Origin of the sequence: Microbacterium sp. LBN7 (genome assembly GCF_045690345.1) — a bacterium.
Lineage (GTDB): Bacteria > Actinomycetota > Actinomycetes > Actinomycetales > Microbacteriaceae > Microbacterium.
The window spans coordinates 747266-762765 of sequence record NZ_CP147856.1 but is presented as its reverse complement, the minus strand read 5'-3'; the positions used below and the strand labels follow the sequence as shown (position 1 = coordinate 762765).

12 protein-coding genes are annotated in these 15500 nt (G+C 69.1%); 8 read left to right on the top strand and 4 right to left on the bottom strand.

Features of this window, described 5'->3' with window-relative positions; all coding sequences use genetic code 11:
• Positions 1-20: 20 nt before the first annotated feature.
• The 8 genes from purH (at position 21) to LBN7_RS03605 (ending at position 9899) form a co-directional block, all read left to right on the top strand.
• The gene (purH, locus tag LBN7_RS03640) at positions 21-1628 is read left to right on the top strand and encodes a bifunctional phosphoribosylaminoimidazolecarboxamide formyltransferase/IMP cyclohydrolase (RefSeq protein ID WP_407360977.1); all 1608 of its coding nucleotides are present in this window, start codon (positions 21-23) and stop codon (positions 1626-1628) included.
• Between the two features lie 68 nt (positions 1629-1696).
• On the top strand, positions 1697-3187 hold the full coding sequence (locus LBN7_RS03635) for a DNA-3-methyladenine glycosylase 2 family protein (RefSeq protein WP_407360976.1): 1491 nt from the start codon (positions 1697-1699) through the stop codon (positions 3185-3187).
• Positions 3184-3681, top strand: a complete 498-nt coding sequence (locus LBN7_RS03630) for a methylated-DNA--[protein]-cysteine S-methyltransferase (protein WP_116634626.1) — start codon at positions 3184-3186, stop codon at positions 3679-3681. Before LBN7_RS03635 ends, LBN7_RS03630 begins: the two co-directional genes overlap by 4 nt.
• A gap of 83 nt (positions 3682-3764) precedes the next feature.
• The gene (locus tag LBN7_RS03625; protein ID WP_407360975.1) at positions 3765-4814 is read left to right on the top strand and encodes a dipeptidase; all 1050 of its coding nucleotides are present in this window, start codon (positions 3765-3767) and stop codon (positions 4812-4814) included.
• A gap of 47 nt (positions 4815-4861) precedes the next feature.
• Positions 4862-5017 carry a hypothetical protein gene (locus LBN7_RS03620; RefSeq protein WP_165808020.1) on the top strand — a complete coding sequence of 52 codons (156 nt, stop codon included), beginning with the start codon at positions 4862-4864 and terminating at the stop codon, positions 5015-5017.
• Positions 5018-5115: 98 nt separating this feature from the next.
• Positions 5116-7062, top strand: a complete 1947-nt coding sequence (locus LBN7_RS03615) for an ABC transporter ATP-binding protein (RefSeq protein WP_407360974.1) — start codon at positions 5116-5118, stop codon at positions 7060-7062.
• Positions 7059-8873 (top strand): ABC transporter ATP-binding protein, encoded by a 1815-nt coding sequence (locus tag LBN7_RS03610; protein ID WP_341946028.1) that lies wholly within the window; start codon positions 7059-7061, stop codon positions 8871-8873. Before LBN7_RS03615 ends, LBN7_RS03610 begins: the two co-directional genes overlap by 4 nt.
• Before the next feature lie 210 nt (positions 8874-9083).
• Positions 9084-9899: a hypothetical protein gene (locus LBN7_RS03605; protein ID WP_407360973.1), complete on the top strand. Its 816-nt coding sequence runs from the start codon at positions 9084-9086 to the stop codon at positions 9897-9899.
• A 22-nt stretch (positions 9900-9921) separates the two neighbouring features.
• On the opposite strand, the gene LBN7_RS03600 is transcribed toward LBN7_RS03605, so the two are convergent.
• Genes LBN7_RS03600 through LBN7_RS03585 form a run of 4 tightly spaced genes read right to left on the bottom strand, consistent with a single transcriptional unit; the run spans position 9922 to position 15453 of the window.
• A complete protein-coding gene (locus LBN7_RS03600) occupies positions 9922-11370 on the bottom strand; it encodes a GH1 family beta-glucosidase (protein WP_341946026.1) in 1449 nt (482 codons plus the stop codon).
• The gene (gene yicI / locus LBN7_RS03595) at positions 11367-13601 is read right to left on the bottom strand and encodes an alpha-xylosidase (RefSeq protein WP_407360972.1); all 2235 of its coding nucleotides are present in this window, start codon (positions 13599-13601) and stop codon (positions 11367-11369) included. Before yicI ends, LBN7_RS03600 begins: the two co-directional genes overlap by 4 nt.
• Positions 13601-14488: a carbohydrate ABC transporter permease gene (locus LBN7_RS03590; RefSeq protein ID WP_341946024.1), complete on the bottom strand. Its 888-nt coding sequence runs from the start codon at positions 14486-14488 to the stop codon at positions 13601-13603. The genes yicI and LBN7_RS03590 overlap by 1 nt, the downstream gene beginning before the upstream one ends.
• Positions 14488-15453 (bottom strand): carbohydrate ABC transporter permease, encoded by a 966-nt coding sequence (locus tag LBN7_RS03585; protein WP_116634783.1) that lies wholly within the window; start codon positions 15451-15453, stop codon positions 14488-14490. Before LBN7_RS03585 ends, LBN7_RS03590 begins: the two co-directional genes overlap by 1 nt.
• Between the last annotated feature and the right edge of the window lie 47 nt (positions 15454-15500).

Here is a 15500-nt window from a genome sequence, read left to right as displayed (position 1 = left end):
CACGCACGAAGGAGCCCACCATGGCCGGCCCCCGCCACGACCCCTCGCTCTACCGCGATCGCGACACCGTGCCGATCCGGCGCGCGCTCGTCTCGGTGAGCGACAAGACCGATCTGCTCGTGCTCGCCCAAGCGCTGGCCGCCGCCGGAGTGGAGATCGTCTCGACCGGATCGACGGCCGCGACGATCCGCGATGCGGGCTTCGACGTGACCGACGTCGCCGCCGTCACGGGCGTCGCGGAGATGCTCGACGGACGCGTGAAGACGCTGCACCCCAAGGTCCACGGTGGTCTGCTCGCCGACCTCCGTCTCGCGGACCACGAGCGCCAGCTGCAGGAGCTCGACATCGCCCCGTTCGAGCTGGTCGTGGTGAACCTCTACCCGTTCGTCGAGACGGTCGCCTCCGGTGCCGTCGGCGACGACGTCGTGGAGCAGATCGACATCGGCGGGCCGGCGATGGTGCGCGCCGCGGCGAAGAACCACGCCAACGTCGCGATCGTCGTCTCTCCCCAGTCCTATCCCGCGGTCGTCGCGGCGATCGGCGAAGGCGGCACCTCGCTGTCGCAGCGCCGCGAACTCGCCGCCCGGGCGTTCGCGCACACCGCCTCCTACGACACCGCCGTCGCGCAGTGGTTCGCCGAGGGAACGCTCGGCGAGCCGGACGACCTGCCGGTGCACCTGACGATCCAGGCCGAGCGTCTCGCCACGCTGCGCTACGGCGAGAACTCGCACCAGCGCGCCGCGATCTACACGCGCGCCGGCGGCCACGGCATCGCGCAGGCGACGCAGCTCCAGGGCAAGGAGATGTCGTACAACAACTACGTCGACGCGGATGCCGCGCTGCGTGCCGCCTACGACATGGTGAAGCCGGCTGTGGCGATCATCAAGCACGCGAACCCGTGCGGGATCGCCACCACCGCGCCGAACGCCCTCGACCCCATCGCCAGCGCGCACCTGCGCGCGCACGAGTGCGACCCGGTGTCGGCGTACGGCGGCGTGATCGCCGCCAACGGCACGGTGACCCTCAAGATGGCCGAGAACCTGAAGGACATCTTCACCGAGGTCATCGTCGCGCCCTCGTTCGAGCCGGCCGCGCTCGAGGTGTTCAAGGCGAAGAAGAACCTCCGCCTGCTGCAGCTGCCGGAGGACTGGCAGCAGGAGCGGATGGACGTGCGTCTGGTCTCCGGTGGCCTGCTGCTGCAGGACGCCGACCGCTTCCCCGACGACATCGGATCCGTCGCCGAGAACTGGGAGCTCGTCTCCGGTGAGCGTCCGAGCGATGACGAGATGGTCAACCTCATCTTCGCGTGGAAGGCGTGCCGCGCGGTGAAATCCAACGCGATCGTGCTCGCGAAGGACAACGCCACGGTCGGCGTCGGCATGGGCCAGGTCAATCGCGTCGACTCGTGCCGCCTCGCGGTCGAGCGGGCGGGAGATCGCGCGGCCGGATCGGTCGCGGCGTCCGACGCGTTCTTCCCATTCGCGGACGGCGCCCAGGTGCTCATCGACGCGGGTGTCACGGCCATCGTGCAGCCGGGTGGGTCGGTGCGCGACGAAGAGGTCATCGATGCTGCTCGCAAGGCCGGTGTGACGATGTTCTTCACCGGGGAGCGGCACTTCTTCCACTGATCCGGGGCATCGACAGCGATGTCCGATTCCCGCCAGTCGATGTCGGCGGGTCGTGACAGAGTGGGGGCATGAGCCTCCCCCTGACTGACTTCGACGAACGCTATCGGGCGATCAACGCCCGCGACACGCGCTTCGACGGGCAGTTCGTGACGGCGGTGCGCTCGACCGGCATCTACTGCCGGCCGAGCTGCCCCGCGCGCACGCCGAAACCGCAGAACGTCACGTTCTATCCGACGAGCGCGGCCGCCCACGAGGCCGGCTACCGTGCGTGCAAGCGCTGCCTGCCGGAGGCGGCTCCCGGCTCTCCCGCCTGGAACGTCCGCGGCGACACGGCGGCCAGAGCGATGCGTCTGATCGCCGACGGCGTGATCGAACGCGAAGGCGTGCCGGGGCTGGCTGCACGGCTCGGGTACTCCTCGCGTCACCTCACCCGACTGCTCAGCGCCGAGCTGGGCGCGGGTCCCCTCGCGCTGGCCAGGGCGCATCGGGCGCACACCGCGCGGATGCTCCTCGTCGGAACCGACATGCCGATCTCCGATGTCGCATTCTCGGCCGGCTTCGCCAGCATCCGGCAGGGCAACGACACGATCCGCGAGGTGTTCGGACTCACTCCCGGCGAGCTGCGTGCGCGCCGACGGTCGTCCGGCATCGAGGTCGCCTCCGGCGTGATCGACCTCGTGCTGCCGTACCGCGGCCCGCTCGATGCCAGCGGCATCTTCGACTGGATGACGGCGCGGGCCCTGCCGGGGGTCGAGGAGGCGACGCCGACGTCGTTCTCCCGCCACCTGCGCATGAGCGGAGGTGGCGCCTGGTTCGAGGTGCGCCAGGATGCCGCCGAGCGCCTGCGCCTCCGCGCCCGCGTCGCACGGCTCTCCGACCTCGCGCCTCTCGTCGCGACCGTACGCCGCATCTTCGACCTCGACGCCGACCCGATCGCCGTCGCCGAGGCTCTCTCCGCCCACCCTGAGGTCGCGCCGCTCGTGGCGCGCACACCGGGCATCCGCGTTCCCGGATCGGCCGACCCGCACGAGATGCTGATCCGCGCCATGATCGGACAGCAGATCACCGTCGTGGCGGCGCGCACCGCGCTCAGCGGGCTCGCCGAGGCGCTGGGGGAGCGCACGGAGAGCGGTCTGCTCTTCCCGACGATGGCCGCGATCGCCGAGCGCGGCACCGAGGTGCTGCGCGGGCCGGCCGCCCGAATCCGAGCGATCACCGGAGCCGCCGCGGCCCTCGCAGACGGGTCCCTGCGCCTCACCGTCGGCGACGACGGAGCGGAGCAGCGCGCCGCGCTGCTCGCGATGCCGGGTATCGGTCCGTGGACCGCCGACTACGTGCGGATGCGGGTGCTCGGCGATCCCGACATCCTGCTCCCCGGAGACGTGGCGCTGCGCGCCGGTGCCGCGGCTTCCGGCCTCCCGGGCGAGCCCAAGGCGCTCACGGCCTGGGCAGAGCGCGCCGCTCCCTGGCGCAGCTACCTGAGCGCGCATCTCTGGCGAGCCGCACCGATTCGCCCCGCCCGCATCACCCGAACCGTCACTTCGAAGGAGACATCATGACCGCGATCATCCAGACCATCGACACCGCCGACGGCCCCTTCACGATCCTCGTCGACGACCGGCAGCGCGTGCTCTCGTCCGGCTGGACGGCCGACGCCGACGCGATCGTCGGCCGACTGGCAGCCTCCGCCCGCCCTGAGGCGATCCGCGACGGAGAGACGGATGCCGCCGCTGCGGCCCTCGCCTACTATGCGGGGGACCTCTCCGCGATCGACGCGGTCGCCGTGAAGCAGACCGGAACGGCGCTGCAGCTCGCCGGCTGGGCCGAGCTGCGTGCGATCGACGCGGGAGAGCCCCTGACCTACACCTCGTTCGCAGCACGACTGGGCAACCCACGTGCCGTGCGCGCCGCGGCATCCATCTGCGCGCGGAACGCACCGGCGCTGTTCGTGCCGTGCCACCGCGTGCTGCGCACCGACGGCAGCCTCGGCGGCTTCGCCTGGGGCCTCCCGGTCAAGGAGAGCCTGCTGGCCAGAGAGTCCTCCGCACGCTGAGATCTGCGTGACGATCACGTTACTTCTCGCGCCGTTCGGGCGATATGCCCGGATCAGGTGTCCCAGCGCGGCAGGATGGGCGCATGACCGATAACCGAGCAGCCGCGCTCCACCGCAGCGCCCTCGTCGCCGACGCGCACAACGACCTGCTGTGCGCGGTCGCGACTCGGCCGTCGGATGAGTGGGCGTCGTTCTTCCGCAGGCAGTGGCTTCCGCAGCTGCAGGCCGGCGGCGTCGATCTGCAGATCCTTCCCGTCTTCATCGACGAGTTCTATCGCCCCGAAGGCGCCCTGCGGCGAACGCTCCGCATGATCGAGGCCGCGCACCGCCTCGCGGAGGGGAACGCCGACGCCGTGGCCCTCTGCCTCACCGGTGCCGACATCGACAGGGCGGTCGCCGAGGGGCGCATCGCGCTCGTGCTGGCACTCGAGGGCATGCCGGGCATCGCCGAAGACGTCGAGCTGCTCGAGACCGTGCACCGGCTGGGCGTTCGCATGGGCTCCGTCGCGCACTTCGGTCGCAGTGCGTTCGCGGACGGCAGCGGCGAGGATGCCGCGGGGAGCAGGCTCACGCGCCCCGGCATCCGGGCCTTCGCGGAGATGGAGCGGATCGGGATGATCTTCGACGTCAGTCACCTCGGGGCAGCCGGCGTCGATCACGTGCTCGAACTCGCGACCCGCCCCGTCATCGCGTCGCACTCGTCGGCGCGGGCCCTGTTCGATCACCATCGCAACCTCACCGACGCGCAGATCGCGGCGATCGCCGCAGGCGGCGGGGTCGTCTGCGTCAACTTCTTCGCGTCGTACCTGCACGCCGACACCCACACGCTCGACACCGTCGTCGATCACCTCGAGCATGTCGTCTCGATCGCGGGCATCGACCACGTCGGCATGGGGCCGGACTTCGTCCGCGAGGTCCTCGAAGACACGACAGCCCCCTGCTGCGTGGAGGAGCTGGTCGAAGGCGTGCCGGTCGACTGCTACATCCCGGGACTCGAAGGGCCGACGGGGCTCCCGCTCGTCACCGAGGCGCTGCTCCGGCGGGGCTGGGGCGAAGAGGAGATCTTCTCGGTGCTCGGCGCGAACCTGCATCGTCTGCTGAGGGCCGAGCTCGGGCGCACGACGCGAAGCTGAGCCGCGGCTGCGACCTCCGTGGCGCGGGGCGATCCGATCAATCGGGAATGACTCTTGCCTTCAGCTGGTTCACAGGAATAGGCTGGTGGGCTGTCGCGCCGACCGGGCGACGCCGCCGAGCCCCTGAGGAGGACATCATGACCACGATCGCCGCTGTGCGGATCGACGCTCTCGGCTCGACCCCGGTGCGTCCGCTCATCTAGAGCCGCTTCTCTCGCAACGGATGCCGGACTCGCAGAGTCCGCGCTGTCATCCGTCCCTTTCCGCAACCGTTTTCCCATACGAAACTCATCTGAGAGACATGTCTTCCTCGCCTTCCTCGCAGAACACCTCGCCCTCTTCCACCCTCTCCACTCCGGCTGCACTGTGGCGCCTGAAGCCCTTCGTGAAGCCGGTCATCTGGCGGCTCGCCGGCGGTGCCGCCAGTGCGCTCATCGCCGCGATCATCGCCCTGATGATCCCGATCGTGCTCGAGCAGATCATCGGCGGACCCGTGCGGTCCGGCGAGATCAGCGCCATCGTCGTCGGTGCCGTCGTCGTCTTCGCCCTCGCGCTCGGCGAGGCCGTCATGGTGTGGCTGCGCCGGCAGTTCGTGCTGAACCCGGCCACCGAGGTCGAGTACCAGATGCGCACGACGCTCTACTCGCGCCTGCAGACGCTGCCGGTGTCGTTCCACGACCGCTGGCAGTCCGGTCAGCTGCTCAGCCGCATGATGCAGGACATCGGCCTCATCCGTCGCTGGCTCGCCTTCGGCCTCGTGCTGCTCGTCGTGAACATCCTCACGATCGCCATCGGGTCGGTGCTGCTCTTCCGCTGGCACTGGCTGCTGGGCACGATCTTCCTCGTGACCGCGATCCCGCTGTGGGTGCGTGGATACCTGTTCGAGAAGCGCTACGGCGCGCTGACCCGCCGCAGCCAGGACCAGGCCGGCGACCTCGCCACCAGCGTCGAGGAGAGCGTGCACGGCATCCGCGTGCTGAAGGCCTTCGGCCGCGGCAAGCACGCCCTGAGCCGGTTCAGCCGTCAGGCCGAGACGCTCCGCGAGACGGAGATGAGCAAGGCCCGCGCGATCGCGTCGATCTGGTTCTGGCTCGACCTGATGCCGCAGATCGCCTTCGGACTCAGCCTGATGTCCGGTATCTGGCTGATCTCCCAGGGCGCGATCGATGAGGCAGAGCTGTTCGCGTTCTTCGCGATGGCCGTCGTGCTGCGGTGGCCGATCGAGTCGATCGGCTTCCTGTTCTCGTTCATGCTCGACGCCCGCACGGCGACCGACCGTGTGTTCGACATCTTCTCCGAGACGAACACCATCACGGATCCGGAGCACCCGGTGCACATCGAGAACCCGCGGGGAGAGCTCGCGTTCGAGAACGCGCACTTCCGCTACCAGGACGCCGGCGCACACGAGCGCGACCTGCTCGACGGAATCGACCTGGTGCTGCGCCCCGGCGAGACCATGGCGCTGGTGGGACTCACCGGAAGCGGCAAGACGACGTTGACGACCCTGCCGACGCGTCTCTACGACGTCACGGGCGGCAAGGTCACGCTCGACGGCGTCGATGTGCGTGATCTCCCGCTTTCCGAGCTGCGGCAACACATCGCCATGGCGTTCGAGGATGCGACGCTGTTCTCGGCGACCGTCCGCGAGAACGTGCTGCTCGGCCGTGCCGACCTCGACGTGCACAGCGAAGAGGGCGAGCGGGTGCTGCGCGAGGCGCTGCAGGTCGCTCAGGCGGCGTTCGTGGACTCCCTGCCCGACGGCGTGGAGACCGTGATCGGCGAGGAGGGGCTCAGCCTCTCCGGCGGCCAGCGGCAGCGGCTGGCCCTCGCCCGTGCGGTGGCGGCGAAGCCGAAGGTACTCGTGCTCGACGACCCGCTGTCCGCACTCGACGTCGACACCGAGGCCCTCGTGGAGGAGGCGCTCCGGCACGTCCTCGCCGACACCACGGCCATGATCGTGGCGCACCGTCCTTCCACGGTCGCGCTCGCCGACCGCGTCGCCCTGCTCGAGGCCGGGCGTGTGACCGCGGTGGGCACGCACTCCGAACTGCTCAAGTCGAGTCGGCACTACCGTCATGTCATCTCCAGCCTCGAGGCGGAGGAGGCGGCACGAACCGGGGCGATCCCCGTGATCCGCGACGAGCAGCTCGAGGTCGCCGAAGAGGTCCGCGAGGGCCTCGAGATGGCGGCCGCCGACGATGCTTCGTCGGACTCAGCAACCGAAATGAAGAAGGAGGTGCAGCGATGAGCTCCGCCATCACCGGAACCCAGGACGAGGATCGTTCCCGGTACACCCGCGAGGAGAGCAAGGAGATCCGTCGTCGGTCCCTCCGTCTGCTCGGATCCCTCGTCCGTCCGCTGAAGCCGCAGATCGTGCTCGCGGCTGCCGTGCTGGTGGTCTCGACCGCTCTGCAGGTCGCCGGCCCGATCCTGATCAGCATCGGGCTCGACCGCGCTCTGCCGGCCGTGCTGAACGACGCCGATTGGATGCCGACCTTCATGGTCGGCGGCATCTACCTGCTCGCGGGGCTCCTGGCCTCGATCCTGATCGCCTGGTACGTGATCATCGCCGCCAAGCTCACGCAGGCGGTGCTGCTCGATCTTCGCAAGCGCATCTTCCTGCACACGCAGCGGCTGAGCCTGGAGTTCCACGAGTCGTACACGTCGGGGCGCATCATCTCCCGTCAGACGAGCGACCTCGACTCGATCAAGGAGCTGCTGGACGGAGGTCTGAACGAGCTCGTCTCCGGTGTGCTCTTCGGCCTGTTCACGTTCATCGCCCTGTGCTTCTGGGACTGGCAGTCGGGGCTGATCCTCGCGGTCGGCGGCATCCCGCTGTTCTTCCTGATGCGCTGGTTCTACTCGCGCTCGCAGCTCGTCTACCGTGAGTCCCGCGTCATCAGCGCGAAGGTGATCGTGCAGTTCGTCGAGACGATGACCGGCATCCGCGCCGTGAAGGCGTTCCGCAAGGAGCCGCGCAACGACACGTCGTTCCAGGAGGTCGCGGGCGACTACCGCGACGTCAACCGCCGGTCGATGCTGCTGTTCGGCACGTTCGAGCCGGGGCTCATGGGCGTCGCAGCGCTGGTGCTCGGCATCGTCGTGCTCTGGGGCGGCATCCGTGTCTCCGATGGAGCGCTCACGGTGGGTGTGCTGCTCTCCGCGGTGCTCTACGTGCGCAACTTCTTCGCGCCGATGCAGGAGATCGCGATGTTCCTCAACTCCTACCAGTCGGCCACGGCCGCGCTGGAGAAGGTGTCGGGCGTGCTCGAAGAGGTGCCGACCGTGCCGGACCCCGAGAAGCCCGTGGATCTGTGGGAGTCGCGCGGACACGTGAACTTCGACGAGGTGACCTTCGGCTATAACGGCGAGAAGACGATCCTGCCGAACTTCTCGCTCGACATCCCCGCGGGTCAGACGATCGCGCTCGTCGGCACGACCGGCGCGGGCAAGTCCACGCTGGCGAAGCTGATCTCGCGGTTCTACGATCCGTCGGAGGGACACGTCACGCTGGACGGCGTCGACCTGCGCTCGCTGCATCCGAAGGATCTCCGCCGCGCGATCGTCATGGTCACGCAGGAGGCGTACCTGTTCAGCGGCACGGTCGCCGACAACATCGCGCTCGGCAAGCCGGACGCGACGCTGGATGAGATCCGCGCGGCGGCTCGGGCCGTCGGCGCTGACGGGTTCATCTCGTCCCTGCCCGACGGATACGGCACCGACGTCAACAAGCGCGGTGGCCGGGTGTCGGCGGGACAGCGTCAGCTGATCTCGTTCGCCCGCGCGTTCCTGGCCGACCCGGCGGTGCTGATCCTCGACGAGGCCACGGCCTCGCTGGACATCCCGTCGGAGCGACTGATCCAGGACGCGCTGCAGACCCTGCTCAAGGACCGCACGGCGATCATCATCGCGCACCGCCTCTCGACGGTCGCGATCGCCGATCGTGTGCTGGTGATGGAGCACGGGCAGATCATCGAGGACGACACCCCCGACGCGCTCATCAGCGGCACCGGCAAGTTCGCGCAGCTGCATGCGGCGTGGCAGGAGACCCTGGTCTAGCCGCGTCGCTTCCGTATCGCCGCAACTTCCGCGGCCATCTCGAACTTCTGCGGCCACATCCGATCGATGTGGCCGCAGAAGTTCGGATCGGCCGCGGAAGTTCGAGGGGCCACCGGAGGGGTGAGGGCCGGTCGCCTCGTCAGGTGGGAATCGGCCGCAGAAGACGCCCAAGCCCGCGTGCCGCAACCTGCCCCTGGGTAGCATCGAAGGATGGACCCCTTGCTGCTCGTGGCCGAGTGGTGGTGGATCGCGCCTTCCGCGGTCGCCGTGGGGACGGTGGGGGTGATCGGGGTGAACCGACGCAACAGCACGACCAGCGGCAGGAGGCTCGCCGTCGATGCGGCCCGCCATGACCTTCGCGCCGCGCAGCAGGTCGCGGCGGAGCGGCGGACGGCGCTCAAGATCGCGCGGGCGGACCTGACGAGGGTCGCCGCCGAGCGCGCGGCACAGCGGGCGTCCGCGGAGCAGGTCGCCGCCGCACGGCGGATGCTGCGCGAGAGGGAACGCGATGCGAAGGCCGCGTCGGCCGATGTGCGAGCCCGTCAGGTGCGGCTGAACGCCGCGCGGGCGGCGATCCCGCCGGCATCCGGTCCTCGTCCGCTGGATCGGCTGCAGGCGGAGCACGACGCGGTGATCGGCCGTTGGATGCGCTACGAGACCGACCCGGCGCTGCAGATCGGCTACCCGGCGATGACCGACGTCAAGCGACCGGAGACGGCCGCGTATCTGCGAGCGGCGGATCACGCGAAGGAGATGCGTCGGGCCGCGACCGGCCGCGTCACACCCGCCGAGTTCGCCGCCTACCGGGATGCCGTCGCCGAACTCGAGCGCGCGTTCGAGGCGGCGGAGCACGCGGCGAAGGTGCAGGCGGGGGAGGCGACGACGATCCCCGCGTGGCAGGACGCGGCACAGGACGTGCTGAGTCGCTCGGCCGAGGCCATCGATCGGGCGGCGGGGGCCGCGGCATCCGCCCTCTCGGCGTGGACGTCGCGCCGACGCCCCGGAAAGCCGGACGACCACCGCTGATCGTCCGGCTCGCGATCGTGGCCTAGGCTCCCACGGTCCGTGTCCGCACGAGCTCGCGGTACCAGTGCCCCGAGTCCTTCACGGTGCGCTCGAGCGTGTCGAAGTCGACCCGCACGATCCCGAATCGCTTGGCATAGCCGTAGCCCCACTCGAAGTTGTCGAGCAGCGACCACACGAAGTACCCGCGCAGGTCGACCCCGCGCTCGAGCGCCCGGTGCGCGGCGGTGAAGTGCCGACGCAGGTAGTCGGTGCGCTCCGGATCGGGGACCGCGCCGTCTTCGGCGACCTCGTCTTCGAAGGCAGCCCCGTTCTCGGTGACCATGAGCGCCTGATCCGGGAACTGCTCCGACAGCGACACGAGCAGCTCTTCGAGCCCCTCCGGTGCGATGTTCCAGCCCATGGCCGTGTACGGCCCGGGCTGCTCGACGAACTCCACGATCCGGTCGCTTCCGGGCCATGCCGTGCCGCCCTCGGCGCCCTTGTGTCCGTCGTTCTGCTGCTTCTCGGACACGCCGTCCCAGAGCCGTACGGTCGCGGTCGAGTAGTAGTTCACGCCGAGCACGTCGATCGGCTGCGCGATCGTGGCGAGGTCTCCGGCCTGAACGAAGTCCCAGTCGGTGACGGATGCCGTGTCAGCCAGCAGATCGGCGGGGTACTCGCCCCGCAGCATCGGTCCGGTGAACGCCCGGTTCGCCAGGGCATCGATGCGCCGCACGGCCTCGGCGGCGCCCTCTCCCTGCCCGCGGAGCACATGGAAGTTCAGCGTCACCGAGTAGTCGGGGTCGCCGCTCGACGTCGCTCGCAGCGCCTGGATCGCACGCCCGTGCGCGAGGTTCAGGTGGTGCACGGCCGCCAGCGCCGATGCCGGCTCATGCCGACCCGGCGCGTGCCCGCCCTGCCCGTAGCCGAGATACGCCGAGCACCACGGCTCGTTGAGGGTGGTCCACGTGTGCACGCGGTCGCCGAGCGCGGAACCCATGATCTCGGCGTAGCGCTCGAAGGCATCGGTCGTCGCGCGGGCCGTCCAGCCTCCGGCATCCTCCAGGTACTGGGGGAGATCCCAGTGGTACAGGGTGGCCACCGGGCGGATGCCGCGCTCGAGCAGCCCGTCGACGAGCCGCGAGTAGAAGTCGACCCCTGCCTGATTCACCTCGCCCGAGGCCGTCGGCACGATGCGGGGCCAGGCGATCGAGAAGCGATAGGCCTGCAGGCCCAGGTCCTGCATCAGGTCGAGGTCCTCGTCGACGCGGTGGTAGTGGTCGCACGCGACGTCTCCCGTGTCGCCGTTCCAGACGCGTCCCGGTGTCTTGCTGAACGTGTCCCAGATCGACGGGGTGCGCCCGTCCTCGGCCGCCGCGCCCTCGATCTGGTACGAGGCGGTGGCCGAGCCGAAGGTGAAGCCCTCCGGGAAGACGAGACCGGATCCCCGGTAGTCGTCGCGCGGGATGAGCGGGGTGAGCGGGCTGGTCATCCGGTGATCTCCTCGAGGTCGACGTCGTAGGTCACACTACGGCCATCCGGGCTCGTCACGGTCACCGATCCGGCACCCGTCCCGCCGGGGAAGACGCGCAGCTGCAGCCCGTCGTGGTAGTCGTACCCGGGTCCGTCGACGCGTGCGCCCCAGGGGAGCGCGGCGCCGGGCCGCACATACAGCGGCAGGGAGTCGAAGCCGTGGGTCTCGCGGCGCCACGAGCCTCCCGTCACGGTCTCCCCGGTGAGGAGCGACGTCCACTCGCCCGCGGGCAGATAGAAGTCGACGGTGCCCTCGGCCGAGAACACCGGGGCGACGAGCAGATCCGACCCGAGCATGTACTGGCGGTCGAGATAGGCGGCGGCCGGGTCGTCCGGGAACTCGAGCACCATCGGCCGCATGAGCGGTACGCCGGTCGCCGCGGCATCGAGCCCCTGCTGGTAGAGATACGGCATCAGTCGCATCTTCAGGTGCGTGAAGCGCCGGGTCACATCGACAGCCTCCTCGTCGAATGCCCACGGCACGCGGTACGAGCTCGACCCATGGAAGCGCGAATGCGAGCCGAGCAGCCCGAACGCGGTCCAGCGCTTGAACACCGCGGCATCCGGCGTTCCCTCGAATCCGCCGATGTCGTGGCTCCAGAACGCGAAGCCGCTCAGCGCGAGGGAGAGGCCCCCGCGCAGGGTCTCAGCCATCGACGCGAACGTCGAGGTCGAGTCTCCGCCCCAGTGCACGGGCATGCTCTGGCCGCCCGCGGTCGCGGACCGGGCGAACAGCACGGCCTCGCCGTCACCGCGGACGTCAGTGAGCACCTCGAACACGGCGCGGTTGTACAGCTCCGTGTAGAGGTTGTGCATGCGCTCGGGCTCGGCGCCGTCCGCCCACACGACGTCGGTGGGGATGCGCTCCCCGAAGTCGGTCTTGAAGCAGTCGACGCCCTGCGCGATGAGCGCGCGGAGCTTCGACTGGTACCACGCCGTCGCGTCGGGATTCGTGAAGTCGACGAGCCCCATGCCCGCCTGCCAGAGGTCCCATTGCCATACCGATCCGTCGGCGCGGCGCACCAGGAATCCCTGATCGGCGGCCTCGCGGAACAGCGGCGAACGCTGCGCGATGTACGGGTTGATCCAGACGCAGACGCGGATGTCCTTGTCGTGCAGGCGTCCGAGCATGCCCTCGGGGTCGGGGAAGACCCGCGGATCCCACTCGAAGTCGCACCAGTTGAACTCGCGCATCCAGAAGCAGTCGAAGTGGAAGACCGACACAGGCAGCTCGCGAGCGGCCATCTCGTCGATGAACGAGTTCACGGTCTGCTCGTCGTAGTCGGTCGTGAAGCTCGTCGACAGCCAGAGGCCGTAGGACCACGCCGGAACGACCGGCGGCCGCCCGGTCAGCGCCGTGTAGCGGCCCAGCACCTGCTTCGGCGTGGGGCCGGCGATCACGAAGTACTCCAGCACCTCGCCCGAGACCGAGAACTGCACGCGCTCGACGGCCTCGGACCCGATCTCGTAGGAGACGTGACCCGGGTCGTTGACGAGCACCCCGTATCCGCGGTCGGAGAGGTGGAACGGCACGTTCTTGTACGCCTGCTCGCTCGAGGTGCCGCCGTCGGCGTTCCAGATCTCGACCGTCTGGCCGTTCTTGACCAGGGGACCGAAGCGCTCGCCGAGCCCGTAGATGTGCTCGCCCACACCGAGATCGAGCTGCTCATGCAGGAAGGCGGATGCCGCCGGCATCCGTCCTCCCTGCCGGGCGTTGCCCACGATGCCCGGATCGACCTGCGCGTCGTCGGCGAGACGGATGTACCCCTGCGCCTTGTGCCCGCTGCCGGTGACCCGGCGGCCCTCGACCTCGAACGCCAGGTTCCAGGGGGCGCCCGGGGCGATCCGGGCGACGAGTGCGCCGGCGTTCACGACGCCGCCGGCCTCCGAGACCGAGACGGATGCCGTGCTGCGCTCTGCCCCGGGAAGGGCGAAGCCTCCGTGCCATCGCCCGCCGGTGTGGTGTGCGATGCGCACGCGGATCACGCCCTCCGCGGGGGAGGAGAGCGTCGTGGTCAGCACCGGCCGGTTGAGCACGTCGCCGCGCCGGGCGATCACCATGGTCGGAGCGGTGATGACGATGCCGGGGCCGTCGGGGGTGTCGTCGGTCGCCGCGATGTCGTAGGCCTCCTGTGCGTGGAGCGCGGTGACGCCGGGACGAAGCTGCCAGAACCCGTCGGTGAACTTCATTACTTGACTGCTCCTGCCGTGATGCCGCGTGTCAGCGTGCGCTGGAAGATGAGGAAGAAGATGAGCGTGGGGATGATGCCGAGAAGAGCCGACGCGCTCGTCGTCGTGACGTCCATCAGACGGTCGCCCTGCAGCACGCTGATCGCCACCGGGACGGTCTGGTTGGCGTTCGAGGCGAGGAACGTCAGCGGGATGAGGAACTCGTTCCACGTCCAGATGAAGAAGAAGATGAGCAGCACCGACAGGGTCGGCCGGCTGATCGGGAAGATCACGCGCCAGAGGATCTGCCAACGAGTCGCGCCGTCGAGCGAGGCCGCCTCGAGGATCTCCTTGGGGAACGTGCCGTACACGGAGGACAGCAGGTAGGTGCCGAAGGCGGCCTGGATCACGGTGAACACGATGATCACCGCCCACACGTTGTCGTACAGCCCCACCGATTTGAACATGTAGTACAGCGGGTAGAGCAGGGCCTCCTGCGGCAGCAGGTTGGCCATGAGGAACAGCAGGACGATCCAGCTGCGCCCGCGGATGCGGCCGATGCCGATCGCGAAGGCATTCAGCATCGAGATCACGACGGCCAGCACCGCGACGATGCCGGAGATGAAGATCGAGTTCCAGACCTTCTCGGGGAAGTTCACCCGCTCCCAGAACTTGATGATCCCGCCGAAGTCGAGCGTCTCGGGGAAGGCGAGGGGACCGGATGTGGCGTAGTCCACCGGCGACTTGAACGAGTTCACCAGCACGAGGTAGAACGGCGCGATCACGAGCAGCGCACCCACGACGACGAGGGCGAGCAGCAGCCAGTCGACGGGCCGCTTCTTGGTCATGCCGCCGCGGGCACGGCTCTTCGACGGCTTGCCGGTGACGATGGCAGTGGTGGCGTGCATCACAGTCCCGCCCTTTCCTTGCGCTCGAGCGAGTTCTGCACGCGGATGAACACGATCGACACGATGACCACGACGATGGTGAGCACGGTGGCGATGGTCGCGCCGTAGCCGACGTTCCGCTTGGTGAAGAACTCCTGGTACGCGTAGTAGGCCGGCACGAGCGTGGCGCCCGCGGGTCCGCCGCGCGTGATGATGTAGACCGGGCCGAACACCTTCAGGGCCGCGATCGTGCAGGTCAGCGTCACGACGAAGATCTCCGGGCGGATGATGCTCATCGTGATGGCCGTGAACCGCTGCAGCCAGTTGGCCCCGTCGAGCTCCGCCGCCTCGTAGAGCTCGGGATCGACGCGCTGCAGAGCCGCCATGAACACGACGACCGGATAGCCGAGCTGCACCCACACCATGACGAGCATCAGCACGATGAGCGCGGAGGGCATCTGACCCAGCCAGTCGTAGGACGGCAGTCCGAAGGCGCCGAGGATCTGGTTGAGGGCTCCGTCTCCGCCCGGACGCACGATCCATCCGATCACGATGCCGGCGACGGCGATGGGCAGGATCTGCGGGAGGTAATAGGTGGCCCGCAGGAAGCTGCCGACCTTGCCGCCGAACTTGCGGCCGACGACGTCGAACAGCAGGGCGGCGACGATGAGACCGACGATCGTGGGGACCACGACCATCGCCAGGATCATCCAGACGGAGTTCGTGAACGACGTCCAGAAGTCGCTGTCGGTGAGGATCTTCTGCCAGTTCTCCAGCCCGATGAACTCCGGCGTGCGCACGCCCTTCCACTTCGTGAAGGTGAGGTACACGTTCCAGATGAGCGGGATGATGACGACGACGAGCAGCAGAGCGAAGCCGGGAAGAAGGTACATCCAGTAGGCGCCGGTCCCGCCGCTGCGCTGCGGGATGGACGGCTGTTCGGGCGGCAGCTTCTGGCGGCGGCCCTCGCGGGTGGCGAGCGACATGTTCATCTCCAGGAGGAGGCGGGGGCGGCGATCCTGAGGATGCCGCC